Source organism: Streptomyces venezuelae (genome assembly GCF_008642315.1).
Taxonomy (GTDB): Bacteria; Actinomycetota; Actinomycetes; order Streptomycetales; family Streptomycetaceae; genus Streptomyces; species Streptomyces venezuelae_D.
The window spans coordinates 5,007,338-5,031,017 of record NZ_CP029192.1 but is presented as its reverse complement, the minus strand read 5'-3'; the positions used below and the strand labels follow the sequence as shown (position 1 = coordinate 5,031,017).

At 73.0% G+C, this 23,680-nt stretch carries 23 protein-coding genes; 14 read left to right on the top strand and 9 right to left on the bottom strand.

Translation table 11 applies throughout. From position 1 onward, the window contains the following. Positions 1-25: 25 nt before the first annotated feature. On the bottom strand, positions 26-1,102 hold the full coding sequence (locus DEJ48_RS22060) for an SPFH domain-containing protein (RefSeq protein WP_223832145.1): 1,077 nt from the start codon (positions 1,100-1,102) through the stop codon (positions 26-28). 693 nt (positions 1,103-1,795) lie between these two features. After that, a complete protein-coding gene (locus tag DEJ48_RS22055) occupies positions 1,796-4,729 on the bottom strand; it encodes an FAD-binding and (Fe-S)-binding domain-containing protein (protein WP_150217819.1) in 2,934 nt (977 codons plus the stop codon). 217 nt (positions 4,730-4,946) lie between these two features. Here DEJ48_RS22055 and DEJ48_RS22050 point away from each other — a divergent pair, with 217 nt between their 5' ends. From DEJ48_RS22050 to serC, 7 genes are all read left to right on the top strand, one after another. Continuing rightward, positions 4,947-6,443: an ATP-binding protein gene (locus DEJ48_RS22050; RefSeq protein ID WP_411757473.1), complete on the top strand. Its 1,497-nt coding sequence runs from the start codon at positions 4,947-4,949 to the stop codon at positions 6,441-6,443. Further along, positions 6,440-6,958: a roadblock/LC7 domain-containing protein gene (locus DEJ48_RS22045; RefSeq protein WP_223832144.1), complete on the top strand. Its 519-nt coding sequence runs from the start codon at positions 6,440-6,442 to the stop codon at positions 6,956-6,958. The genes DEJ48_RS22050 and DEJ48_RS22045 overlap by 4 nt, the downstream gene beginning before the upstream one ends. Beyond that, complete coding sequence (locus DEJ48_RS22040) at positions 6,955-7,311, top strand: DUF742 domain-containing protein (RefSeq protein ID WP_150184713.1); 357 nt, start codon at positions 6,955-6,957, stop codon at positions 7,309-7,311. The genes DEJ48_RS22045 and DEJ48_RS22040 overlap by 4 nt, the downstream gene beginning before the upstream one ends. After that, complete coding sequence (locus tag DEJ48_RS22035) at positions 7,292-7,948, top strand: GTP-binding protein (protein ID WP_150217817.1); 657 nt, start codon at positions 7,292-7,294, stop codon at positions 7,946-7,948. The genes DEJ48_RS22040 and DEJ48_RS22035 overlap by 20 nt, the downstream gene beginning before the upstream one ends. Then, the gene (locus DEJ48_RS22030) at positions 7,945-9,216 is read left to right on the top strand and encodes a cytochrome P450 (RefSeq protein ID WP_150217816.1); all 1,272 of its coding nucleotides are present in this window, start codon (positions 7,945-7,947) and stop codon (positions 9,214-9,216) included. Before DEJ48_RS22035 ends, DEJ48_RS22030 begins: the two co-directional genes overlap by 4 nt. Continuing rightward, a complete protein-coding gene (locus DEJ48_RS22025) occupies positions 9,213-10,421 on the top strand; it encodes a cytochrome P450 family protein (RefSeq protein ID WP_150217815.1) in 1,209 nt (402 codons plus the stop codon). Before DEJ48_RS22030 ends, DEJ48_RS22025 begins: the two co-directional genes overlap by 4 nt. A gap of 161 nt (positions 10,422-10,582) precedes the next feature. Beyond that, on the top strand, positions 10,583-11,701 hold the full coding sequence (serC, locus tag DEJ48_RS22020) for a phosphoserine transaminase (RefSeq protein WP_150217814.1): 1,119 nt from the start codon (positions 10,583-10,585) through the stop codon (positions 11,699-11,701). Between the two features lie 97 nt (positions 11,702-11,798). On the opposite strand, the gene DEJ48_RS22015 is transcribed toward serC, so the two are convergent. Both DEJ48_RS22015 and DEJ48_RS22010 read right to left on the bottom strand, forming a co-directional pair. Next, positions 11,799-12,635, bottom strand: coding sequence for an ABC transporter permease (locus DEJ48_RS22015; protein ID WP_150217813.1), 837 nt, complete (start codon positions 12,633-12,635; stop codon positions 11,799-11,801). Then, positions 12,632-13,627, bottom strand: a complete 996-nt coding sequence (locus DEJ48_RS22010) for an ATP-binding cassette domain-containing protein (RefSeq protein ID WP_150217812.1) — start codon at positions 13,625-13,627, stop codon at positions 12,632-12,634. Before DEJ48_RS22010 ends, DEJ48_RS22015 begins: the two co-directional genes overlap by 4 nt. Positions 13,628-13,741: 114 nt before the next feature. Between DEJ48_RS22010 and DEJ48_RS22005 the strand changes: the two genes are divergently transcribed. After that, positions 13,742-14,509: a TetR/AcrR family transcriptional regulator gene (locus DEJ48_RS22005; protein ID WP_150217811.1), complete on the top strand. Its 768-nt coding sequence runs from the start codon at positions 13,742-13,744 to the stop codon at positions 14,507-14,509. A 54-nt stretch (positions 14,510-14,563) separates the two neighbouring features. Here DEJ48_RS22005 and DEJ48_RS22000 read toward each other — a convergent pair whose 3' ends face one another. After that, positions 14,564-15,616 (bottom strand): WD40 repeat domain-containing protein, encoded by a 1,053-nt coding sequence (locus DEJ48_RS22000; RefSeq protein ID WP_223832143.1) that lies wholly within the window; start codon positions 15,614-15,616, stop codon positions 14,564-14,566. Between the two features lie 117 nt (positions 15,617-15,733). On the opposite strand from DEJ48_RS22000, the gene DEJ48_RS21995 reads away from it, so the two are divergent. Further along, a complete protein-coding gene (locus tag DEJ48_RS21995; protein WP_150217810.1) occupies positions 15,734-16,441 on the top strand; it encodes an SGNH/GDSL hydrolase family protein in 708 nt (235 codons plus the stop codon). A 17-nt stretch (positions 16,442-16,458) separates the two neighbouring features. Here DEJ48_RS21995 and DEJ48_RS21990 read toward each other — a convergent pair whose 3' ends face one another. Beyond that, on the bottom strand, positions 16,459-17,352 hold the full coding sequence (locus DEJ48_RS21990; protein ID WP_150217809.1) for an MBL fold metallo-hydrolase: 894 nt from the start codon (positions 17,350-17,352) through the stop codon (positions 16,459-16,461). 89 nt (positions 17,353-17,441) lie between these two features. On the opposite strand from DEJ48_RS21990, the gene DEJ48_RS21985 reads away from it, so the two are divergent. Next, positions 17,442-18,440, top strand: a complete 999-nt coding sequence (locus DEJ48_RS21985; RefSeq protein WP_150217808.1) for an AraC family transcriptional regulator — start codon at positions 17,442-17,444, stop codon at positions 18,438-18,440. On the opposite strand, the gene DEJ48_RS21980 is transcribed toward DEJ48_RS21985, so the two are convergent. Beyond that, entirely contained in the window at positions 18,394-19,563 is a 1,170-nt protein-coding gene (locus DEJ48_RS21980) for a hypothetical protein (protein ID WP_150217807.1), read from the bottom strand. The genes DEJ48_RS21985 and DEJ48_RS21980 overlap by 47 nt on opposite strands. 65 nt (positions 19,564-19,628) lie before the next feature. Then, a complete protein-coding gene (locus tag DEJ48_RS21975; RefSeq protein WP_150217806.1) occupies positions 19,629-20,135 on the bottom strand; it encodes a carboxymuconolactone decarboxylase family protein in 507 nt (168 codons plus the stop codon). Between the two features lie 43 nt (positions 20,136-20,178). On the opposite strand from DEJ48_RS21975, the gene DEJ48_RS21970 reads away from it, so the two are divergent. From DEJ48_RS21970 to DEJ48_RS21960, 3 genes are all read left to right on the top strand, one after another. Continuing rightward, a complete protein-coding gene (locus tag DEJ48_RS21970; protein WP_150217805.1) occupies positions 20,179-20,679 on the top strand; it encodes a MarR family winged helix-turn-helix transcriptional regulator in 501 nt (166 codons plus the stop codon). Between the two features lie 71 nt (positions 20,680-20,750). Continuing rightward, positions 20,751-21,344: a Uma2 family endonuclease gene (locus DEJ48_RS21965; protein WP_150217804.1), complete on the top strand. Its 594-nt coding sequence runs from the start codon at positions 20,751-20,753 to the stop codon at positions 21,342-21,344. A 63-nt stretch (positions 21,345-21,407) separates the two neighbouring features. Beyond that, the gene (locus tag DEJ48_RS21960) at positions 21,408-22,400 is read left to right on the top strand and encodes an aldo/keto reductase (RefSeq protein WP_150217803.1); all 993 of its coding nucleotides are present in this window, start codon (positions 21,408-21,410) and stop codon (positions 22,398-22,400) included. A gap of 129 nt (positions 22,401-22,529) precedes the next feature. Here the strand turns inward: DEJ48_RS21960 and thpR are convergent, their stop codons facing one another. Then, positions 22,530-23,120 carry an RNA 2',3'-cyclic phosphodiesterase gene (gene thpR / locus DEJ48_RS21955; protein WP_150217802.1) on the bottom strand — a complete coding sequence of 197 codons (591 nt, stop codon included), beginning with the start codon at positions 23,118-23,120 and terminating at the stop codon, positions 22,530-22,532. Positions 23,121-23,142: 22 nt separating this feature from the next. On the opposite strand from thpR, the gene DEJ48_RS21950 reads away from it, so the two are divergent. Beyond that, a complete protein-coding gene (locus tag DEJ48_RS21950; RefSeq protein ID WP_150217801.1) occupies positions 23,143-23,664 on the top strand; it encodes a GNAT family N-acetyltransferase in 522 nt (173 codons plus the stop codon). The last annotated feature ends 16 nt before the right edge of the window (positions 23,665-23,680 follow it).

Below are 23,680 nucleotides of genomic sequence, written 5' to 3'. Positions count from 1 at the left end.
GTGGTTCCCTTTCGTGCCGTTGCGGTCAGTGGGTGTCGACGGCGCTCCCCCGCGCCGTGTAGAAGGCCACGGTCAAGTCCTTGACCAGGGCCTTCCGTTCGTAGTCGTCGAGTGCGACGAGTCCCCGTTCGGTGAGTCTGCGGACGGTGTCGTCCACTGCGTCCAGGACCGACGTCAGCACGGTGTCCCGGTGTTTGGCGTCGATCGCGGCGATCTGGCGGCGCTGCATCGCGGCGGCCACTTCCGGGGCGTACTCCACGCGGGTGGGCCGGGCGGAGAACACCTCGATGCCGACGGCCCTGCACTCCGCGGCCAGCGCCCTGGTGAGCGCGTCGCCGACGGCTTCGGCGTCCCGCAGGGTCGTCGGCACGTCGCCGTCGGCGGGGTCGCGGAACGAGTCCGCGGGCAGCCGTGACGCCACGCGCGCGGTCACCGCCTCGACCTGTTCCGCGAGGTAGGCGGTGTGGTCGTCGACCGTGAGGAGCGCCCGTGCCGTGTCCTTGACCTGCCACACCACGAGGACGACCACCCGCAGCTCCACGCCCTGCGCGTCGACGGCCGGCATGGGATCGCTCCGCCAGTGCCGCAGCCGTACGTCGACACGTCGGCGCAGCACGAGGGGGCTGATCCAGACGAGTCCGGTGCGCCGCACGCTGCCGCGGTACCGCCCGAAGAGCGACAGGACCCATGCGCTGCCTGCCCTCCCCCGGGAGAGTCCGCCGAGCGCGCACAGCACGACGAACCCGCAGGCGCCGATGGCCGGCAACCGTGACGCGTCGAGTCCGTGACGCGCGCGAGGCGCGTCGGGCACGCGAAGGAACTCCGTGACCCGCCCGGGCACGAGTCCCCCTGCCCAGGCCAGCCACCCCGCGCCCACGAGTGCGAGCACGGCCACGAACACGGCCCACCAGCCGGAGCACGCGGACCCGCGCCGTTCGACGACCTCCCGGTCGACCCGAGGCGGCACCCCGGCCGGAGGCCGCACGCCGTTCGCCACGTCGGACACCGACCGCCCCATCCGGCCCCCAGGCTCCTTCGCCCCCTTGACCTGCTTGGCCACCTTCGGCAACTCGGCCGTGTCGCCCCGGAAGAGGAGGTCCATGGGTATGGAGTCACGCCGATTCCGCACGACGAGCCCAGGACGGGCCCCGCACTCACGGGCCCCGGCGGAACCGGCACTCCGCGCCGACACAGCGGCACCCCGCGGCTTGCGCGCGTCTCCGGACGGCGACGACGACGGCGGCGACGGCGACGGCGGCGACGGCGACGGCGACGGCGACGGCGACGGCGACGGCGACACAGCGTCCCCACCCGCCGCCGCAACCTCCACGGCCTCCGCAACGCTTCCCAGCGAGGTGGCGTCCACCGGCCCCACAACACCCCCCGGCGCCTCGACGACGCCCGCGCCCTCGGTCTCCCCCGGCCACACCACATCGGCCGAATCCGCGGCCTCCCGGCCCTCAGCGACCTCCGTCGGCCCCTCAGGACTCCGGAGCGCCTCGGCCCCGCCCGCCCTCATGGCCGTCCCCGGCCCCGCACTCTCGCCCGGCGCCCCGGCCCCCTCGGGCGCCACCACCTCCTCAGGCATCACACTGCCCGCGGGCGCCACAACCCCCTCAGCCGACGCGGCCTCCCCGGGCGCCGCGACCCCCTCAGTCGCCATGCGGTCCTTCGGTTCCTTCGGCACGGTGGCACACCTGACTTCTCGCGGGCGCAGCGGAGCTGACGCCTCGGCAGATGATCATGAACCATGTCGATCCTGCCGCAACCGGACACCGCGTCGGGCCCGCAAAGGTCATCTGTCTCCGGGACTTTGGTCCCGGGAGGCCGTGGTGGCCCGCGCCGCGATTGCTTCCGCCAGCACCTCCGCCAGGTGGCGTCCCCGTACCCCCGCGAGCTGTTCCAGCTGTGTCCGGCAGGAGAAGCCGTCCGCCAGGACCACCGCTTCCGTGCCCGCCGCCGTCACCGCGGGCAGCAGCTGCTCCTCGGCGCAGGCCTTGGACACGTCGTAGTGCCCGCGCTCGAAGCCGAAGTTCCCGGCGAGGCCGCAGCAGCCGCCGGTCAGCTCGCCCGTCAGGCCCGCCTTCGTCCGCAGGCGTCGTTCCGCCGCGTCGCCGAGGACCGCGTGCTGGTGGCAGTGGGTCTGGCCGACGGCCGCGCGGTCGATGCGCGGCGGCTGCCACCGCGGGGCCAGCTCCTCGACGGCCTGGGCGAACGTGCGGACGGACGCGGCGAGCCGACCCGCGCGCGGGTCGTCGCCGAGCAGTTCGGCCAGGTCCGTCCGGAGCGCCGCCGCGCAGCTCGGCTCCAGGACGACGACCGGCGTGCCCGCGTCCAGGAGCGGCTCCATGCGGTCCAGCGTGCCGCGCAGCACCGCGCGGGCCCGGTCGAGCTGGCCCGTCGACACGTAGGTCAGTCCGCAGCACACGCCACGCGGCGGCACCGCGACGGCGAGTCCGGCGTCCTCGAACACCGCCACCGCGGCCCGCCCCACCGAGGGCGAGAGGTGGTCGGTGAAGGTGTCGGGCCACAGGACGACATCGGGCCGCCCCGCCGATACGGCCGCCGTCGCGCGCGCCCGCCTCCCCCACCACCGCCGGAACGTCTGCGGCGCCACCTCCGGGACGTCCCTCTCCGCGGCGATCCCGCCGATCCGCTTGCCGAGCGCGGCCAGCGGGCGGACGCGCGCGAGGGCGTTGACGACCCCGGCCGTGCGGGTCGCCGCGACAACCCGCAGCCAGCGCGGCAGGCGGCCCATCGTGTAGTGGGCGGCGGGCCTGCGGCGACCTTCGTAGTGGTGGTGCAGGAACTCCGCCTTGTACGTGGCCATGTCGACGCCCACCGGGCAGTCCGACCGGCAGCCCTTGCAGGACAGACAGAGGTCGAGGGCGTCCTTGACCTCCGTCGAGCGCCATCCGTCGGTCACCACCTCACCGGCGAGCATCTCGTGCAGCAGCCGGGCGCGACCGCGCGTGGAGTGTTCCTCCTCGCCGGTGACGCGGAAGGAGGGGCACATCACGGCGGTCGGCGAACCCGGCGTCGACGTACGGCACTTGGCCACACCCACGCACCGCCTGACGGCCGCCGAGAAGTCGCCGCCGTCGTGCGGGTAGCCGAAGACGACGTCGACGGGTTCGCGCGGCAGGGGGGCGAAGCGGAGGTCGGCGTCGAGGGGCGCGGGCCGTACGAGCATGCCGGGGTTGAGCAGTCCCGCCGGGTCCCACACGTCCTTCACGCGCTCGAAGAGGGAGACGAGTCCGGGGCCGTACATCTTCGGCAGGAGCTCGGCCCGCGCCTGCCCGTCGCCGTGTTCGCCGGAGAGCGAGCCGCCGTGCGCGACGACGAGTTCCGCGAGGTCCTCGGAGAAGGTCCGGAAGCGGGCGACGCCCTCGCGGCTGAGGAGGTCGAAGTCGATGCGCACGTGGATGCAGCCGTCCCCGAAGTGCCCGTACGGGGTGCCGCGCAGGTCGTGGTCGGCGAGCAACGACCTGAAGTCCCGCAGGTACGCGCCGAGCCGGGCGGGCGGCACCGCACAGTCCTCCCAGCCGGGCCACGCCTCTCCCCCACCGTCGGGCATCCGGGTCGCCGTGCCGCTGGCGTCCTCCCGTACGCGCCACAGGGCCCGCTGGCCCGCCGGGTCGTCGACGACCGAGGCGTCCAGCGCGTCGGCGGCCCGCACGATCGTCTCGGCACGCGCCCGTGCCTCGGCGGGGCTCGCGCCACCGGTCTCCACGAAGAGCCAGGCGCCGCCCCTGGGCAGCCCGTTCCTCTGCGCGGGTTCGCGCACGAGGTCGGCGGCCATGCCCTCGACGGTGAGCGGGCCGTACGGGAGCAGTCCGGCCGCCGCTTCGGCGGCTGCGCTCTCGTCGGCGTATCCGAGCACGGTGAGCGCCCGCGCGCGGGGCGCCTCGACGAGGCGTACGTCGGCTTCGGTGAGGACGCCGAGCGTGCCCTCGGAGCCGCAGAAGGCGCGGGCGAGGTCCGTGCCGTTCTCGGGGAGCAGCGCGTCGAGGGCGTATCCGGAGATGCGGCGGGGCAGTTCGGGATAGCCGGTGCGCAGCAGCGCCAGGTCGCCGTCGACGAGGGGGCGCAGTCCTTCGGGGGCGCCGTCCCAGCCGCGGGCGAGGCGGCGGCGGGTGCCGGTGCCGTCGAGGACGGTGAGGGCCGCGACGTTGTCGGCGGTGGTGCCCCAGGCGACCGAGTGCGAGCCGCAGGAGTTGTTGCCGATCATGCCGCCGAGGGTGCAGCGGCTGTGCGTGGAGGGGTCGGGGCCGAAGGTCAGTCCGTGCCGGGCGGCGGCCGCACGCAGGTCGTCCAGGACGACGCCCGGCTGGACGACGGCGGTACGCGCCTCGGGGTCGAGGGAGACGATGCGGTTCATGTGCCGGGTGAAGTCGAGGACGACTCCGACTCCCGTGGCCTGCCCGGCGATCGAGGTCCCCGCGCCGCGCGCCACGACGGGGACGCCGCGCTCGCGGCAGGCGCCGAGGACCGCGGCCACGTCGTCGCCGTCGCGCGGGGCGACCACGGCGGCGGGGACGCGGCGGTAGTTGGAGGCGTCCATGGTGTGGAGGGCGCGTGCGGTGACGGAGGTATCCACGTCACCGCGGACGGCGGCCCGCAGATCTCTGCCGAGCCCACCGCGGAGGTCACCGTCGCTGCCACCACCGAGACCGCCGTCGCTGCCACCGCCGAGGTCACCGTCGTTGCCGCCGTCGAGATCGCTCATGCAGTCCAGGATGCCCCCGCACGAGCCCCTCCCGGCCACCCCGCCTCACCCGTTTTTTCACGATCCGGACGGGAAGATTCCCAACCCGGTCACTAACTCTCCTATAGTGATCTCGACTTGAGCAGAGTGTGTCGCTTCCGATCGAGGACCCCGATTGATGACCGCGCCAACCCCCCCAGCGCGCCCCGGGACGGAGCAACCTCCGCTGCGTCCGTCCGTGTTCGTCCTGCTGGCCACAGCCCTGGTCACAGCGGCGCTCACCGGAGCCGCCGTCGCCCTCGCGCCCGACTCCGCGCGGACCCCGCTGGCCTGGGGCGCGGGCGCCGCGTCCCTCGCGCTCAGCGCGACGGTGACGCTCGCCTTCCACTCCATACGCACCAACGCCCTGCTGCGCCGCCGTGTGGCCGCCGTCCAGGAGGACGCCGGCCGCCTCGTACGGGAACAGGCCGCCCGCACCGAGGAGTTCACCCGCGAGCGGACCGCCCTCACCGAGCACTTCGTCCGTGAGCGCAACGAACTGACCATGCGCGCCCGCACCGCCGAGTCCGAGCGCGCCGCCGCCCTCGCCGCCAGCGCCAACGCCGCGGGCCGCATGCAGGCCCTGGCCACCGGCATGCTCGCCGACCTGCGCGAGATGGAGGGCAGGCACGCGGACGAGGACGTCCTCACCGACCTGCTCCACCTCGACCACAGGACCGCGCAGGCCGGCCGCATCGCCGACTCGGTGGCCGTGCTCACCGGCGCCCGCTCGGGCCGCCGCTGGGCCCGCCCCATCGTCATGGAGTCGATCCTGCGCGGCGCGATGGGCCGCATCGGCGGCTACCAGCGCGTGCGCGTCCACTCGGCCAGCGAGGTCGCCGTCGCGGGCCACGCCGCCGAGGGCGTCATGCACGCCCTCGCCGAACTCCTCGACAACGCCGCCAACTTCTCGCCGCCCACCTCCGAGGTGCACGTCTACATCGAGGAGGTCGCGGCCGGCGTCATCATCTCCGTCGAGGACAGCGGCCTGGTGATGGGCCCCGTGCAGCAGCGCCGCGCCGAACAGGCGGTCTCCGGCGAGACCAAGGGACTCGGCGGCCTCTCCGGCACCCGGCTCGGACTCGCGGTCGTCGGCAGGCTGGCCCGAAAGCACGGCCTCACGGTGTCGTTCCGCCCCTCGGCCCGAGGCGGCACGGGCGTACTCCTCCTGATCCCCCAGGAACTCCTCTCCCGCCCCTCGGAGACGACCCCGGCCCCGACGACACCGACGGCCGCGTCACCCACGACGACAGCGGCACTCCCACCCGCAGCAACCGCCGCATCGCCCGCACCCGCGAGCGCGCCGGAGGGGACGCGGGGGGATGTGCGCACGGAGCACCGAGCAAACCCGGACGTCCAGGAACTTCCGGCGCGGCGCAGGGACGGCGAGTACGGACATCCCCCCGCGGCCCCGCACCCACGGACGGACCCGGGGCGCCCGGCGGAAGAGAGCGCCGGCACCGCCACCCCCGACACCCCTCTCCCCAAGCGTCCCCGAGGCCGCACCCTCGCCGCCGCGGAACGAGCCCGCGCCGACAGCGACACGGGAGAGACCCGGCGGCCCCGCGCCGCCACCGCCGCGGACACCGCGGCCCGCTTCAGCAGCTTCCGCCAGGCCGTCCGCACCACGCCCACGGAAGCGGACACGGACGCCACCGCAACACCCCCGCACCCGGAAGGCGAAACCCCCCGATGACCACCGGCTCCACCAACGGCACCACCACCGGCACGACCACCGGCGCCACCCCGGCCGCCGCCCCGGCCCCCGGCCCCGCTCCCGCCCCCGGCAGCACCACGGACGCCAAGCTCACCTGGCTGCTCGAAGGCCTCCTGGAGCGCACCCCCGGCGCGCGCCACGCCCTCGTGCTCTCCCGTGACGGCCTGAAGCTCTGCCGCACCCCCGAGCTCTCCGTCGACCAGGCCGACCAGCTCGCCGCGATAGCCGCCGGCATCCAGTCCCTGTCGCACGGCGCGTCCGCCGAGTTCGGTGACGGCAGCGGCGGCGTCCGCTCGGCGATGGCGGAGTTCTACGGCGGCATCCTCTTCATCGTCGAGGCCGGCGAGGGCGCGCACCTAGCCGTCATCGCCGCCGAGGACGCCGACGCGGGCCTCGTCGGCCACACCATGAGCGAGCTGGTGGAGCAGCTCGGTGAGCACCTGCGCGCCGCACCCCGCGCCGAGGGCGGCCCCCGCACGCTGCCCGCGTCATGAGCCGCCCCGGCCGGGACGACTCCCCCGACCGGCTGTACACCCTCACCGGGGGACGCAGCCGGTCGGCGCCCGACGCCCCCTTCGACCTGGTGACCCTCGTCGTCGCCGAGTCCGGCCCGGTGCCGGGCATGCAGTCCGAACACGCCGCGATCCTGCGCCTGTGCCACCTGCCGACCGCCACGGTGGAGATCGCCGCCGAACTCGGCCTGCCGGTGAGCATCACCCGCATCCTGCTGTCCGACCTGCTCGACGCGGGCCGGATCAGCGCCCGCCACCCGCGCGCGGCCGCCGACCACAGCCTTCCCGACCCCGACATCCTGGAGCAGGTGCTCGTTGGACTCCGCAACCTCTGAACGCAGCGCTACCGGGGCCGCCGCCGGGGCCGCCCGAACCGAACTGACCGCGACCGCCGACAACGGTCTGAAGATCGTCGTGGTCGGCGGCTTCGGCGTCGGCAAGACGACGCTGGTCCGTTCCGTCAGCGAGATCCGTCCCCTCAACACCGAGGAGACGATGACGCAGGCCGGGCAGGGCATCGACGAGACGGGCGGCCTCGAAGGCCTCGGCGGCAAGACGTCCACGACCGTCGCCTTCGACTTCGGCCGCATCACGCTCGACGCGCACAACATCCTCTATCTGTTCGGCGCCCCCGGCCAGGAACGCTTCTGGTTCCTGTGGGACCGCCTCTTCTCCGGCACGCTCGGCGCGGTCGTCCTCGTCGACACCCGCCGCCTGGAGGACTCCTGGTACGCGATCGACCGCCTGGAGCACCACGGCACGCCGTTCATCGTGGCCCGCAACGACTTCGGCAACGCCGCGCACACCCCCGAGCAGCTGCGCGAGGCACTCGACCTGGACCCGGGCGTGCCGCTCGTCGACTGCGACGCCCGCTCGCGCGAGTCCAGCAAGAACGTGCTGATCACGCTCGTCGAACACCTCCAGTCGCTGTACGCAGACCAGCGCAACGCCCTTCAGGAGACCGCCCAGTGACCTGCCCCGTTACCGGCACCGGCGCCGCGCCCGTACCGCTGTCCGGACCGCGGTTCGCCACCGAGCCCACCCGGCTGTACCGGGAGATGCGCCGCGACCACGGCCCCGTCGCCCCCGTCCTGCTCGACGGCGACATACCGGCCTGGCTGGTCCTCGGCTACCGCGAACTGCACCAGGTCACCGGCGACCCGGTCCTCTACAGCCGCGACTCCGAGCTGTGGAACCAGTGGCCGAACATCCCCGCCGACTGGCCACTGCTCCCGATGATCGGCCACAAGCAGCCGTCGATCCTCTACACCGTCGGCGAGCGCCACACCCGGCGGGCCGCGATGATCGCGCACGCCCTCGAAGCGGTCGACCCCTTCGAACTCAAGGCGCACGCCGAACAGTTCGCGGACGAGCTCATCGACCGCTTCTGCGGCAAGGGGACCACGGACATCGTCGCCGAGTACGCGATGCTGCTCCCCGTCCGTGTCCTCGCCCGCATCTACGGATTCTCCGACGAGCAGGGCCCCGGCCTCGTCACCGCCATGAACGACATGATCGACGGCCGTGAGCGGGCCCTGGCTGGCGCCCAGCACCTCGCCGAGTCGATGGCGCGGCTCATCGCCGACAAGCACGTGCGGCCGGACGCGGACGTGGCCTCGTACATGCTGGAGACGCAGGCCGCCGACGAGGCGGCCGGTGCCGACGTCTTCACGGACGAGGAGATCGCCCAGGACCTGATGGTGATGATGGCCGCGGGCCACCAGCCGACCGCGGACTGGATCGGCAACTCGCTGCGCCTGATGCTGACCGACGACCGCTTCGCCGCGTCCCTGTTCGGCGGCCGGCACAGCGTCGCCGAGGCCATGAACGAGGTCCTGTGGGAGGACACCCCGACGCAGAACGTCGCCGGGCGCTGGGCCTCGCGCGACACCCAGCTCGGCGGCCGCCGCATCAACTCCGGCGACCTGCTCCTGCTCGGCCTCGCCGCCGCCAACGCCGACCCGCAGGTCCGCACCGACGGCTCCGCCCTGACCGGCGGCAACAGCGCCCACTTCTCCTTCGGCCACGGCGAGCACCGCTGCCCCTTCCCGGCGCAGGAGGTCGCCGAGGTCATCGCGCGGACCGGCATCGAGGTCCTCCTCGACCGGCTGCCCGACCTCGACCTCGCGGTGTCCGCCGACGCCCTGAGCCGCCGCCCGTCGCCCTGGCTGCGCGGCCTGACCGACCTCCCGGTGAGTTTCACCCCGACCCCGACCTCGGCCTTTGGAGACCCCAGATGACGCGTATCGCCCTGGATCCGTTCGTCACCGACCTCGACGGCGAGAGCGCACGGCTCCGCACGGCGGGCCCGCTCGCGGAGGCGGAGCTGCCGGGCGGCGTTCCGGTGTGGGCGGTCACGCACCACGCGGAGGCCCGGCAACTCCTCACCGACAAGCGCCTGGTGAAGGACATCGACGTCTGGGGCGCCTGGCAGCGCGGCGAGATCCCCGCCGACTGGCCGCTGATCGGGCTCGCCAACCCGGGCCGCTCCATGCTGACGGTCGACGGCGAGGAGCACCGCAGGATGCGCACGCTGGTGGCGCAGGCGCTGACGCCGCGGCGGGTGGAGCGGATGCGGGAGCGTATCGCTGAACTGACCGAGGGCCTGCTCGACAAGCTGCCCGAGGGCCCGGAACCCGTCGACCTGAAGGCGGAGTTCGCCTACCCCCTCCCCATGTACGTCATCAGCGACCTCATGGGCATCGACGAGGCGGACCACCCGCGCCTGAAAGTCCTCTTCGACAAGTTCTTCTCCACGCAGACGCCGCCGGAGGAGGTCGTGGCGACGCTCGGCGAGCTCGCCGAGATGATGGGCAAGGTCGTCGCGGCGCGCCGCGCGGAGCCGGGCGACGACCTGACCAGCGCGCTGATCCTGGCCTCCGAGGACGGCGACCACCTCACGGACGCGGAGATCCTCTCCACGCTCCAGCTGATGGTCGCGGCGGGCCACGAGACCACGATCTCCCTGATCGTGAACGCGGTCGTGAACCTCTCCGCCCACCCGGACCAGCTCGCCCTCGTCCGGTCCGGGCAGGTCGGCTGGGACGCGGTCATCGAGGAGACCCTGCGCTACTCGACCCCCACCTCGCACGTCCTGATCCGCTTCGCCGCGGAGGACGTCCCCGTCGGGGACAAGGTGATCCCCAAGGGTGACGCGCTGATCGTCTCGTACGGCGCGATAGGCCGCGACGAGCAGGCGCACGGTCCCACGGCGGACGCGTTCGACATCACGCGCACGTCGCCGACCCGCCACATCTCGTTCGGCCACGGCCCGCACGTGTGCCCCGGCGCGGCCCTCTCCCGCCTGGAGGCGGGCGTCGCCCTCCCGACCCTGTACGCCCGCTTCCCCGGCCTGACCCTGGCGGTCCCGCGCGAGAAACTCCGCAACAAGCCGGTGATCACCCAGAACGACCTGTACGACCTGCCGGTACGGCTGCGCGGCTGACGCCGCGAAGTTCCAGCCCCTCCGGCGGGCAATCCAGCCCCTCCGGCGTTTGAGGAGCGGGGCCCGGGGCGGAGCCCCGAGTCGTCCACGCCGGGTGGGGGCGGGATCTCACCCGGCGGACACCACCGAGACCCCGCGCCCTGAGCCGCTAGGCTCACCCCGTGGCTGAGATCCAGATTCCCGCTGACATGAAGCCCGCCGACGGCCGTTTCGGCGCGGGCCCCTCCAAGGTGCGTACGGAGGCGCTGGACGCCCTGGCCGCCACCGGCACCTCCCTCCTCGGTACCTCCCACCGGCAGGCCCCGGTCAAGAACCTGGTCGGCCGCGTGCGCGAGGGCATCAACAGCCTCTTCTCCCTCCCCGAGGGGTACGAGGTGATCCTCGGCAACGGCGGCTCCACCGCGTTCTGGGACGTGGCGACGCACGGCCTGATCGAGAACAAGTCGCAGCACCTCAACTTCGGCGAGTTCTCCTCGAAGTTCGCGAAGGCGTCGAAGCTCGCCCCGTGGCTCGCCGAGCCGACGGTGATCGCCAGCGAGCCGGGCACGCACCCGGACCCGAAGGCGGAGGCGGGCGTCGACGTCTACGCCTTCACGCACAACGAGACCTCGACCGGCGTCGCCGCCCCGATCAAGCGGGTCGAGGGCGCCGACGCCGGCTCCCTCGTCCTCGTGGACGCCACGTCCGGCGCGGGCGGCCTGCCGGTCGACATCGCCGAGACGGACGTCTACTACTTCGCCCCGCAGAAGTCCTTCGCCTCCGACGGCGGCCTGTGGCTGGCCGCGTTCTCCCCGGCGGCGATCGAGCGCGCCGAGCGGATCCACGCGTCGGGCCGCCACGTGCCGGAGTTCTTCTCGCTGCCGACGGCGATCGACAACTCCCGCAAGAACCAGACGTACAACACCCCGGCGCTCGCCACGCTCTTCCTGCTCGCCGAGCAGCTGGACTGGATGAACTCGCAGGGCGGCCTGGAGTTCACGACGGGCCGCACGGCCGCGTCGTCGCGCACGCTGTACGGCTGGGCCGAGGAGTCCAAGTACGCGACGCCGTTTGTCACGGACCCGGCGAAGCGGTCGCAGGTCATCGGCACGATCGACTTCTCCGACGAGATCGATGCGAGCGCGGTGGCGAAGGCTCTGCGCGCGAACGGGATCGTGGACACGGAGCCGTACCGGAAGCTCGGGCGCAACCAGTTGCGCGTGGCGATGTTCCCGGCGATCGATCCTGCGGATGTCGAGGCGCTGACCAAGTGCATCGACTTCGTCATCGAGCGGCTCTGATACGGCGCTGCGCGACCGGCCGCGGGTCCGATGCGGCTGGTCGCGCAGTTCCCCGCGCCCCTGAAGGGGCACCCCGGCAAGGGGGCGCCCCCGCACCTCAGCGGCTCAGCCGCCTGAACCTCCGTACCGCCAGCGGCAGGAACACCAGCGAGATCGCGATGGGCCACACCACCGCCATCAGCAGCGCGTGCTGTTCGATCCAGCTCGTGCCGCCCGCGCCGGGGTTGCCGAAGAGTTCGCGCGTGGCCGTGCCCGTCGACGAGACGGGGTTCCACGCGGCGACCGGGGCCAGCCAGTCCGGCATCAGGGACGGCGCCACGAAGACGCTGGAGATCATCGTGAGCGGGAACGCCACCGCGTAGAGGCCGCCCGCCGCCTCCGGGGTCGGGACCACCAGGCCCAGGTACACGCCCACCCAGATCAGGCTGAAGCGCAGGAACAGCAGCAGGCCGAAGGCGAGCAGCGTGTCGCCGACGCCCGCGCTGGAGCGCCAGCCGATGGCGAGAGCGGTCAGCGCGAGGATGGTCAGCTCGGCGCAGGCCACGATGAGGTCGGCGAGGCCGCGGCCCGACGCCACCGCCGAGGGAGCCATCGGCATGGAACGGAAACGGTCGATGACGCCCTTCGTCGAATCCGTCACCACGCCCATCGCCGTGTTCATGAAGCCGAACGCCATCGTCATCACGAACATGCCGGGCATCAGGAACTGCTTGTAGTCGCCGTCCTCGCCGCCGCCGGGCACCTTCATCGCCTCGCCGAAGACGAAGCCGTACAGCAGCACGCTGATGATGGGGAAGCCGAGCTGCCAGGCGATGGTGACGGGCTGGCGCAGGAAGTGCGTCAGATAGCGGCGGGTGACGTTCCAGCAGTCGGACAGGGCCCAGAAGAGACGCCCGTGCGTGACGGCCCGGACCGGTGTGAGGGTGGCGCTCATGCCGCGACCTCCTGCTTCGTCTTCTCCGCCGGTTCGGACGTCTGGCCCGTGAGCCGCAGGAACACGTCGTCGAGGCTGGGCCTGCGCAGGCCGATGTCCTCGACCGCGACGCCCTCGTCCCGCAGGGTCCGCGCCACCTCCGTCAGGGCGGCGACGCGGTCCGTCACCGCGCCCTGCACGCGGCGCTCCACGTCGACGGAGAGGGGTTCGCCGTCGCAGACGCGGGCGACGGCCTTGACGGCGGCGGGCAGGTCGGCGTGGTCGCGCACCACGACGTCGAGGTGGCTGCCGCCCACCGTGCCCTTCAGGCCGTCGGGGGTGTCGTCCGCGATGGCGCGGCCCCGGTCGATGACGGTGATGCGGGAGGCGAGCCGGTCGGCCTCCTCCAGGTACTGGGTGGTGAGCAGTACGGTCGTGCCGTCCGCCACCAACTCCCGCACCGTGTCCCACACTTCGAGGCGGCTGCGCGGGTCGAGGCCGGTGGTCGGCTCGTCCAGGAAGAGGACGGCGGGCGCGAGGATCATCGACGCGGCGAGGTCGAGCCTGCGCCGCATGCCGCCGCTGTACTGACCCGCGCCCTTCTCCGCCGCGTCCTCCAGGTGGAACTGTTCGAGGAGTTCCTGGGCGCGCCTCGCCGCGCGCTTCCCGCCCAGGTGGAAGAGGCGGCCGAACATCTCCAGGTTCTGCCGGCCGGTGAGGATCTCGTCGACCGCCGCGTACTGACCGGTGAGGCCGATGCGGCCGCGGACCAGCGCGGACTCGCGCGCCACGTCGGCGCCCGCGACCTCGGCGCGGCCGCCGTCGAGCCGGACGAGCGTGGAGAGGATGCGCACGGCGGTGGTCTTGCCCGCGCCGTTGGGTCCGAGGAGCCCGTGCACCGTGCCCTGCTCGACGTGCAGGTCGAAGCCGTCCAGCGCGCGCTTCTCCCCGTACCTCTTCTCAAGCCCCTCGGCCCGCACCGCGAAGCCGTTCCCGTTGATCGGGTCCTTCATCGACTGCCCCTTCCCACACCCTCTGGGTACGCCGTACCCAATTGAGAGTACACCGTACCCAGTTTTACGGGTACACCGTACCCAGTTCTGGTGTCTGCGATTAGGCTGAGCGTCATGACGAGCACGAACGGCGGCGACGACCGGCGCACCGGCAGCGACATCACCCGCAGCCTGGAGCTGCTCTGGGGCGAGGGCGGCCGTCCGGCCCGCGGCCCCAAGCCGGGGCTCACGCTGGACCGGATCGTCTCCGAGGCGGTGCGGCTCGCGGACGCCGAAGGGCTCGCGGCCGTCAGCATGCGGCGGCTGTCCACGGAGCTCGGCACCGGCACGATGTCCCTGTACCGGTACGTCCCCGGCAAGGGCGACCTCGTCGATCTGATGCTGGACCGCGTCAACACGCCGCCGGAGGAGGACGAGCCGTTCACCGGCGGGTGGCGCGAGGCCGTCGAGGCGTTCGCGCGCGAGACCCTCGTCCTCTACCGCCGCCATCCCTGGCTGCTCCACGCCAACCAGGCCCGCCCGGTCCTCGGCCCCGGCGCGGTCGGCGGCCTCGACCGCGTGCTGTCCCGCATCAAACCGATGGGTCTCACCGACCCGGAGCTGATCGGGGTGATCGTCATGACGGAGGGGTACGTCACCGGGGTCGCCCGCACCCAGGTGCACGAAATGGAGGCCGCGACCAGGAACGGCCTGTCCGAGCAGGACTTCTGGGAAGCGCAGGCCCCGACCCTCGGACGCATCATGAAGAGCGGCCACTATCCGACCCTCGCGGGCCTCGCCGACGACTCGTTCAGCCCGGACTTCGACCACTTCGAGTTCGGTCTGCAGCGCCTCCTGGACGGCCTGGACACCCTGGTGGCCCGGCGCGGCGCCGAGGGCTAGGGCAGCGGGCCCGGCCACCCGGCCACCCGGCTACCCGGCCACCCGGCTACCCGGCTACCTGCGGCGGGTGCCGCTCCGCTTCCCCAGGCGCTTCCAGCCGAACGCGGCCAGCAGTACGGCCCCGACGACGATCGCGCCCGTCTTGAAGCCGCCCTCGGCCCCGGAGTCCCCGCCCCCGTCACCGGACCCCGCACCGCCGGACGACCCGCCGGAGCGGTCCCCCGACCCGCCGCCCGGCGCCTCCACGGGCTTGACCTCGCTCCGCTCGCCCTCGGTGCCGTACATCAGCGTGGTCCCGTCGAGCGTGTACGTCACCGACTCGCCCTGCCGCTGCAACGGGACGCTCAGGCGGCCCTTGCGCTGCGGCTTCTCGCCGGCGCCCTGCCACGCGTACCAGATGCCGCCGAAGTACCCGCGCAGCGCCAGCTGTTCGCCGTCGGGCGAGAACGCGCCGTCGGTCACCCACAGGTCGATCTCGGAGATCCGCTTGAAGACGTTCGTGCCGGACGCGGACAGCCGCTCCGGGCCCTCGTACAGGCCGCCGCCGTCCTCGTTCTTGCTCACGATGTAGACCCGGCCGGTCTTCGGGTGCACCATCAGCGCCTCCGCGTCCCGCGCCCCGTCGGCGTACTTCACGTCGTACTGCGTGGCGCGGACCGTCTGGTCCTTCAGGGTCTTCGGCTCGGGGAGCTTGTAGACCCAGACGTTGGACCAGGTGCCGTTGAGGTTGTCGCCGATGTCGCCGACGTAGATGTTGCCGTCGCCGCCGACCGAGATCGCCTCGACGTCACGCGGCTTGCCCACGCCGGTCATGGTGATCGTGGCGACGGTCTTCCCCGTCCTGGAGTCGACCGCGTAGAGGAAGGCGCCCTTGTCCTGGTCGTTGTGCGTCCAGTAGATGCCGGGGTGGGCGCGGGACGCGGCGAGGCCGCTGGACTCGACGATGCGCGGGTCCTCGATCGTGAACCCGTCGTGGCCGTCGGCCGCGGCGGGCAGGGCGGCGGCCACGGTGAGGACCAGCGCGGCGCCGACACCGGCGAGGACGGCCGGCAGAGACGGGGCAGACGGAACAGACGGAGCAGACGGAACAGCCCGAAGCGAACGCATGGGCCAAGCGTGCCATCCGCCCCCGCCCGCCCTCCGCCCGGGCGGGCGGGCGGGCGGGCGGGCAGCGTGCGCAGCCTCACATCGCAGTGGGCCGCACTCATCCGGGATGATGAGCGGATGCTCAGGTTCATGTTCGTCGGCGACTCGATGACCATCGGAAGCGCCGGGGAACACACCTGGCGCCACCGGATGTGGCAGCACCTGCGCGGCACCCTCGGCCCCGAGGGCGTCGCCGTGGTCGGCCCGCGCACCGCGCTCTACGACAAGGCGGCGGGCGAGCCCCTCTCCCACGCGTACGCCGCCGCCTCCCCGGACTTCCCCCGCAACCACCTCGCGGGCTGGGGCGAGGGCTGGCTGCACATGGCCCCGCGGATCGCGGGCGCGCTCACCCGCGACCCCGCCGACGTCCTGCTCGTCTCCCTCGGCCTCATCGACCTCGGCTTCTACACGAACGCGGACCAGACCGCGGACAACGTCCGCGCCTTCGTCACGGCGGCCCGCTCGGCCAGCCCGCACGTCCGGATGGTCCTGCTCCCCGTCATCCCGAACATCCGCGCCGAGACGGACGCCCCCTTCGCCGCCGAGGTCGCCCGCTTCAACGAACTCCTCGCGAAGGCGGCCGCCGACCTGGACACGCCCCGCTCCCCGCTCCTCCTCGCCTCACGCCCGCCCGCGTACGACATCCACGTCGACACGTACGACGGCACGCACCCGAACGCGAGCGGCGAGCACAAACTGGCGGCGGCGTTCGCGGACGCGATGTCCCAGGCGTGGGGCATCGGCGGCCCCTACGACACCGAGCGGCTGCTCACGCCCGCCGGCTGATCACACCCACCGACCGATCACACCCACCGGCTGATCGCGAACTTCTCCCCCTCACGGCGCACTTCCACGGCGCCGGGCCCGGCGAAGTGCGCCGGAACCACCAGCTCGCCCTCGTCGGCGGCCCGCCCCAGCACCCGGACACGCGACGCGGCCGCCTCCTTCGGATCCTCGCAGAAGGCGCTGCTGCAGCACGGTTCGAGGATCTGCACCGGGACGTGGAGGAGATCGCCGACGAAGACCGCGCGGTCGGTGCCCGACTTCAGCCGCAGCACGGACGAGCCGGGGGTGTGGCCGGGCGCGGACTCCAGGGTGAGGTGGGAGTCGATGCGGTGGGTTCCCTCCCACAGCACGGCCTGCCCTGCCTCCACGACGGGGGCGATGCTGTCCGCGAAGCCGTACCTGTGGTCCACGCGGACGGCGTCGCCGCGTTCGGGGCCGTAGAAGGCGTGGTCGGCGGCCGGGACGAGGTAGGTGGCGTTGGGGAAGGTCGGCACCCAACTTCCGCCCGCGTTGTGTGTGTTCCACCCGATGTGGTCGCCGTGCAGATGCGTGTTGACGACGACGTCGACGTCTTCGGGGCGGACCCCCGCGGCGGCCAGCCGGCCCAGGTAGTCCGTGTCGAGCCCCTCGAAGGCGGGCACCCCGGGCCGCTCCCTGCCGTTGCCGATGCCCGTGTCGACGAGGACGGTCCCGCCCTCGCTCCTGAGCACCCACGTCTGCATGACCGCGAGGGCGTCGCCGCTGCCCGGGTCCCAGTGGTCGGGCGCGAGCCACTTCTCGTTGCCGCGCCACACCTCGTCCGGCACCTCGGGCGCGATGACCTCCGTCGGCAGCGGGAACCTTCCGACCTCGACGACCCGGCTGACCTCGACGTCACCCAACATGACCTTGTGTGCGCTGAGTTCGCTCATGCACTCAACCTAAGGAGGCGGGTACGAGCGCCTCAATGCCCGTCCGCCTCAACCGGATACGCGTACGTCTCACGCGCTAGGCTCCCGCCATGGACGTGGTCAGTGATGCGATCTCGGCGGCACGGGTCGGACAGCCGGTCTCCAACCGGATCAGGGCGGCCGGCTCGTGGTGCACCAGGATCCCCTCGTACGACGGTCTCGGCTTCCGCGTGCTCCTGGAGGGGAGTTGCTGGCTGCTGCCGGACGACGGCGGCGCCCCGTTCGCGCTCACGGCCGGTGACGTGGTGCTGCTGCCGCGCGGCTCGGGACACGTCCTCGCCGACGCGCCCGCCGACGGGCCCACGGCCGCGCGGGCCACGCCCTTCGACCACTGGGTGGAGCAGCACGCCCTGCCGGTGACGCACGACCGCGCACCCGGGGGCCCGCCCGGCCCCGCGGTCGAGATGCTCTGCGGCAAGTACCACCTGGACCGCGGCCAGGCGCACCCCCTGCTCGACGAGATCCCCGACATCGTCCACCTGCCCCGCAGGCCCGGCCACCACCCGGAGCTGCAGACCGCGATCGACCTGCTCGGCAGGGAGGCGGGCGCCTCACGCTGCGGCGGGGACGTGGCCGTGGCGGGCCTTCTCGACCTGCTCCTGGTCTACATGGTGCGCGCCTGGCTGACGGACTCCCAGGCCGACTCCCACTGCCTCGCCCGCTGGCCCGCCGCGCTCGGCGACCCGGTCGTCGCGCAGGCCCTGCGCTTCCTCCACGAGGCCCCCGAAGCGCCCTGGTCCAACGAGGAGTTGGCGTCCCGCACGGGTGTCTCCCGCGCCACGCTCGCCCGCCGCTTCACCACCCTCGTGGGCCGCGCCCCCATGGCGTACCTCACCTGGTGGCGCATGTCCCGCGCGGCCGCGCTCCTGCGCGACTCGACGGCCTCCCTGGACACGGTGGCCCGCCAGGTCGGTTACAGCTCCCCGTACGCCCTCTCCCACGCCTTCACGCGTACGTTCGGCACGACCCCCGGCCGCTACCGGGCCCGGAGCGCGGAGGGCCTCAGCCCGACTGGGCACTCCGCGCCCGTTCGGACATCAGCTGGGTGACGGACCGCAGGTCCTCGCTGTCGTAGCTCCGGCTCTCCGTGTCCTTGCCGCTGACGATGGTGATCACCGTGCCGGTGCGGACCATCGTGTAATTGGTGGTCTCGGTGACGTACCCCCCGCCGCGGCTCTCGGACAGGGAGAACGCGATGAGTTCGTCGCCGACCGCCGGCATCGTCATCCGCCGCGCGCCCTCCTCGGCCGCCTCCCGGCTCCGCGCGCGGAAGGCGGCGGAGGCCTTGTCCGTGCTCGGGTACGCGACCACACGGAACCGGGTGTCCATGCCGTAGCTCCCCTGGTACGCGGCCTCCCCCTCGTACGTCGAGCCGTCGTCCTGCGAGGAGGCCTCCGCGGAGGGCGCACTGGTCATCGTCCAGCCCGACGCGAGACTCGTCGTGTCGGGCAGGACGCCCAGGACCGCGTCGGCGTCGGCCAACGGCTCGGGCTTCCACTCGCCCTCACCCTGCCCGCCGCCACCCGCATCGCTCCCGGACCCGTCGCCGGACCCGTCGCCCGTGCCGCCGACCGCGGCGTCGCCCGCCTCCACGCCCGACGCGGCCACCCCGCCCCCGCCCGGCGAGTCGTCGCCGTCGAACGCCTTCGTGCCGCCGTAGACGGCGAGGACCACGAGAGCGGCGAGGACGGCCAGGCACGCGACGAGTGCCGTGCGTCCGGCCGGGGTGTTGTTGAAGGTCACGGGACCCAGCGACAGCGTGCTGCCCCGCACCTTCGCGCCGCCGTCGATGACGATGCTGCCCGTGTTCTGCCGCGGCGGCTCGGGCGGGGGCGGAGGCGGGTCGGACGGCGCCGACGGCGGCTCCGCCGGTGGTGGCGGCTCGGACGGTGGCGCGCCCGCGAGCGCCTGCGCCAGTGCCTGCGCGAGCCCGGCGGCGAACTCCGGGTCCGCGACGACCCGTTCCCGTACGGCCGCCGTCAGGGCGGCCAGGGCGTCCGGGTCCCGCGGCCGCTCGTCCACGACGGCGAGCGCGGCCCGCCCGGACGGATCGGCCCCGACGCGCCGCCGCACGAGGTCGGACACGCTCTGCCCCACCTCGGCCCCCACGGCCCCCGCCGCCCCGCCGGCGAACCCGGCCACCACGCGCACCGCTTCAGCAACGACATCCATGGGCTCATTGTGAGTCAAGTCGCTTGTATTGCAATGGAGTTGACCCACGTCGCGCGTTGCGCCGGTCAGGCCGCCCGCGTGAGGCGGTTGGCGAGCGTCGACATCGTGTACGCGCCGATGCCGAGGACGACTTCGAGCGCGTTGCGTTCGGTGTGGCCGTGGGCGAGGAACGCCTGGAGGTCGTCGTCCGGTACGCCGCCCGCCGTGGCGAGGACGGCGAGCGTGAACCGCCGGACGGCCTCCAGGCGCTCGTCACCCAGGGGCCGCTGCTCGCGCAGGGCGTTCACCAGCTCGGACCCCGCGCCCAGCTTGCGCAGCTTGCCGGTGTGCAGGGTCACGCAGATGTGGCAGTCGTTGCGCGTCGCCACCGTCATGACGACGACCTCGCGGGCGACGGGGTCGAGGGTCGTCCGGTCGAAGACGGCGGTCATCTCCAGGAAGCCGTTGAGGAGTTCGGGCGACTCGGCGAGCCGCGCGACGGCGTCCGGCACCTGCCCGAAGGCGGCGGCGGTGCGCTCCATCGCGGGGCGCGAGTCGGGCGGTGCGGTCTCCAGTGTGCGTGCGGTGAACATGCGTATCCCCCTGCGGGCCGACCCGGCCCCTAGAATAGACAACATGGTTGACGACAAGAAGAAAGTAAACCAGGTTGACGATCCTGGCAAGGGCTACGAGCTCCCCCTCCTCCTCTTCGCCGGCTTCCGCACCCTCATCGACCGCCTGCACGCCGAACTCGCCCGCCAGGGCCACCCCGACGTACGCCCCGCGCACGGCTTCGCCATGCAGGCCATCGGGCCGGACGGCGCCACGGCCAGCGAGGTCGGACGCCGCCTCGGCGTCTCCAAGCAGGCGGCCGGCAAGACGGTCGACCGCCTGATCGCCCTCGGCTACGCGGCCCGCACCGACGACCCCGCCGACGCCCGCCGCAAACTCGTCCGCCTCACCCCGCACGGCATCGACGCGCTCCGCCGCTCGGCGGCGCTCTTCGACGAGCTGCGGGCCCAGTGGGCGGCGACCCTGGGCGCGGACCGCCTGGCCGACCTGGAGTCGTCCCTCCGTGCGGTCGTACCGCCGGACGCGTTCCGCCTCGACGCGGCGGGCTGGCTGGGCGGCGCGTGACCTTGTCACCGTGCGTATCGTTGTACTGCGCGACTGCGTTCGACCGAGGGCGGCCGGGGAGGAGTGCCACGATGACCGTCGTAGATGTACTGACCGACAGGATCGAGATGGCCGACGACGACGAGTGGAGCTTGGACCGATGGTTCGAGCTCATCGAGCGATTGGTCCCCGAGGGAATCAAGGCGGAAGTCGTCGAGGGGGCCGTCCACATGGTGCCGCAACGGAATGTGCACTGGCAGCACATCCGGAGGGTGCTCTACGCCCTGGATGACAGGTTCAGCCGGGATGCACTGGTGATGACGGACGTGCGCATCGACTTCCCTGGCGACCAGAACGGCTTCTGCCCCGACCTCGCAAAGTTGAAGGACGGAGCGAAGCCGGACGAGAACGGCCGCTGGCGCTACCAGGACGTCGAGTTCATCGCCGAGGTCATCTCCCGCGGCACCGGCCTGAACGACTACGGCCCGAAGAAGACCACCTACGCCGAAGCCGAAGTCCCCGTGTACCTCATCGTCGACCCCTACCAGGGCCGCTGCCACGTCCACACCGACCCCAAGGACGGCGAGTACCGCACCGAGTCCAAGTCCGACTTCGGCAAGGAGATCGACCTGACCGGCACCGTCGTCGACCTCGTCCTCGCGACCGACACGTTCCCCCGCGACTGACCTCGCCCCGCCTGCCGCGACCCCCTTGCCTAGAGCGCACTCCACCCCGTTGGCTTGATCCCCATGAAGTACACGCAGCTGGGACGCACAGGGCTCAAGGTCAGCCGGCTCACGCTCGGGACCATGAACTTCGGGCCGCTCACCAACGAACCCGACAGCCACACGCTCATGGACGCCGCGCTCGACGCGGGCGTCAACTTCTTCGACACCGCCAACGTCTACGGCCAGAGCGCCGGCAAGGGCCGCACCGAGGAGATCCTCGGCACCTGGTTCACGCAGGGCGGCGGCCGCCGCGACAAGGTCGTACTGGCCACCAAGGTCTACGGGAGCATGGCCCCGCACGGGGAGGAGACCTGGCCGAACCAGGAACGGCTCTCCGCGCTCAGCATCCGCCGCGCCGTCGAGGACAGCCTCCGCCGGCTCCAGACCGACCACATCGATCTCTACCAGTTCCACCACATCGACCGGCAGACACCGTTCGAGGAGGTCTGGCAGGCCGTCGACGTCCTCGTCAGGCAGGGCAAGATCCTCTACGCGGGCTCCTCCAACTTCCCCGGCTACAAGATCGCCCAGGCCAACGAGACCGCCCGGCGCCTCGGCGGCTACGGCCTCGTCAGCGAGCAGTGCCTCTACAACCTCGCCGCCCGCGACGCCGAGATGGAGGTCATCCCGGCCGCCCAGGACTACGGCCTCGGCGTCATCCCGTGGTCGCCCCTGCACGGCGGCCTGCTCGGGGGCGTGCTGAAGAAGGAGGGCGAGGGGTCGCGCCGCACCGGCGGCCGCGCCGCCGCCGAGCTCGCGAAGCCGGAGGTCCGCGCGCGCGTCCAGGCGTACGAGGACCTGCTCGACAAGCACGGCCTGGAGCCCGGCGAGGTCGCGCTGGCCTGGCTGCTGACCCGGCCCGGCGTCACCGCGCCGATCGTCGGGCCCCGCACGGCCGAGCAGCTCGAATCCGCACTGCGCGCCGTCGACCTCGACCTGTCCGGCGAGGTCCTCGACGCGCTGGACGAGATCTTCCCCGGCCCCGGCCCCTCACCGGAGTCCTTCGCCTGGTGAACGGGGGCGGCCGGTGGCGGCCGCGTCGGCGGCTAGCCGAACGCGGCCGCCACCGCCACCACGACGAACATCAGCACGAGCACACCGGCCATGATCCGGTTTCTGGTTTTCGGGTCCACGCAGACGAGGTTAACCGGCGCCGCCGGACTCCCCCGCGTCGCCTCCCAGTACCCAGCGCCCGACGGCCTCGTACCGGGGGCGCTCCCCGGGCACCCCGCTCCTCGGCAGATTGCTGCGTAGGAGGGTCAGCTCCCGCACGGTCCACGCGGCGCCCCGGAAGTCGGCGAGCGCGTCGACGTACGGCCGCAGGTCGTCCTCGCCCCCGGCACGCGCCAGCGTCAGGTGGGGGCGGTAGTGCCGGTGCTCCTCCATCGTCACGCCCGCCTTGCGCGCCGCCGCGTCCGAGCGCGCGGCCAGCATCCGCAGCGCCGCCACGTCCCCCGCGGCGCCCGCCCACAGCGCCCGGCCCCCGAAGTGTCCGCCGCCGCGCAGGGCCAGGGAGAACGGCGGCGTGCGGTGCGCGGCACGCTCAAGCCGGGCGGTGAGGTCCGGCACGGTCGCCTCGTCGACCTCGGCCATGAAGGCGAGGGTGAAGTGCCAGCTGTCGCGGGCCGTCCAGCGCAGCCCGTCGGCACCGGGCAGTGCGCGCAACGCGTGCGCCGCGGCGGCGAGTTCGGTGGACGCGGAGTCCGGCGGGAGGACCGCGGCGAAGAGTCTCATGGGGTGACGCTAACCTCCCCGCATGAATGAGCCGATAGAGATCAGGCAGGGCGGGGCCGACGACATTCCCGCCGTCCTCGCGCTCTTCGACGGGGCCGTGGAGTGGCTCGTCTCGCAGGGGCGCACCGGCCAGTGGGGCACCAAGCCCTGGTCGGAGAATCCGAAGGCCGTCGCGCTCGTCGAGAAGTACCTGACGACGGGCGAACCGTGGATCGCGGAGATCGGCGGCGAGGTCGCGGGCACGGTGACGCTCACCGACGGGCCCGGCGGCGACGTCATCCCCGCGGCGGACGAACCCGAGCGGTACGTCCACCTGCTGGCCGCCGACCACCGCCGCCACGCGGGCCGCGGCGTGGGCCGCGTGCTCCTCGCGCACGCCGCGCGGGAGACCCGGAGACAGGGGGTGTCCCTGCTCCGGGTCGACTGCTACGCGGGCGACGACGGCAAGCTCGTCGCGTACTACGAGAGCAACGGCTTCGAACGGACGTCGTCGTTCACGGTCGACGACGCCTGGCCGGGCCAGATCCTGGCCCGGCGAGTCTGACCCCACGGGCCCACCG

Coding starts and splice junctions, on each gene's coding strand:
- DEJ48_RS22060 (WP_223832145.1), bottom strand. CDS start 1,102: ATGGACCTCCTCTTCCGGGGCGACACGGCCGAGTTGCCGAAGGTGGCC.
- DEJ48_RS22055 (WP_150217819.1), bottom strand. CDS start 4,729: ATGAGCGATCTCGACGGCGGCAACGACGGTGACCTCGGCGGTGGCAGC.
- DEJ48_RS22045 (WP_223832144.1), top strand. CDS start 6,440: ATGACCACCGGCTCCACCAACGGCACCACCACCGGCACGACCACCGGC.
- DEJ48_RS22040 (WP_150184713.1), top strand. CDS start 6,955: ATGAGCCGCCCCGGCCGGGACGACTCCCCCGACCGGCTGTACACCCTC.
- DEJ48_RS22025 (WP_150217815.1), top strand. CDS start 9,213: ATGACGCGTATCGCCCTGGATCCGTTCGTCACCGACCTCGACGGCGAG.
- DEJ48_RS22015 (WP_150217813.1), bottom strand. CDS start 12,635: ATGAGCGCCACCCTCACACCGGTCCGGGCCGTCACGCACGGGCGTCTC.
- DEJ48_RS22010 (WP_150217812.1), bottom strand. CDS start 13,627: ATGAAGGACCCGATCAACGGGAACGGCTTCGCGGTGCGGGCCGAGGGG.
- DEJ48_RS22005 (WP_150217811.1), top strand. CDS start 13,742: ATGACGAGCACGAACGGCGGCGACGACCGGCGCACCGGCAGCGACATC.
- DEJ48_RS22000 (WP_223832143.1), bottom strand. CDS start 15,616: ATGCGTTCGCTTCGGGCTGTTCCGTCTGCTCCGTCTGTTCCGTCTGCC.
- DEJ48_RS21995 (WP_150217810.1), top strand. CDS start 15,734: ATGCTCAGGTTCATGTTCGTCGGCGACTCGATGACCATCGGAAGCGCC.
- DEJ48_RS21990 (WP_150217809.1), bottom strand. CDS start 17,352: ATGAGCGAACTCAGCGCACACAAGGTCATGTTGGGTGACGTCGAGGTC.
- DEJ48_RS21985 (WP_150217808.1), top strand. CDS start 17,442: ATGGACGTGGTCAGTGATGCGATCTCGGCGGCACGGGTCGGACAGCCG.
- DEJ48_RS21980 (WP_150217807.1), bottom strand. CDS start 19,563: ATGGATGTCGTTGCTGAAGCGGTGCGCGTGGTGGCCGGGTTCGCCGGC.
- DEJ48_RS21975 (WP_150217806.1), bottom strand. CDS start 20,135: ATGTTCACCGCACGCACACTGGAGACCGCACCGCCCGACTCGCGCCCC.
- DEJ48_RS21970 (WP_150217805.1), top strand. CDS start 20,179: ATGGTTGACGACAAGAAGAAAGTAAACCAGGTTGACGATCCTGGCAAG.
- DEJ48_RS21965 (WP_150217804.1), top strand. CDS start 20,751: ATGACCGTCGTAGATGTACTGACCGACAGGATCGAGATGGCCGACGAC.
- DEJ48_RS21960 (WP_150217803.1), top strand. CDS start 21,408: ATGAAGTACACGCAGCTGGGACGCACAGGGCTCAAGGTCAGCCGGCTC.
- thpR (WP_150217802.1), bottom strand. CDS start 23,120: ATGAGACTCTTCGCCGCGGTCCTCCCGCCGGACTCCGCGTCCACCGAA.
- DEJ48_RS21950 (WP_150217801.1), top strand. CDS start 23,143: ATGAATGAGCCGATAGAGATCAGGCAGGGCGGGGCCGACGACATTCCC.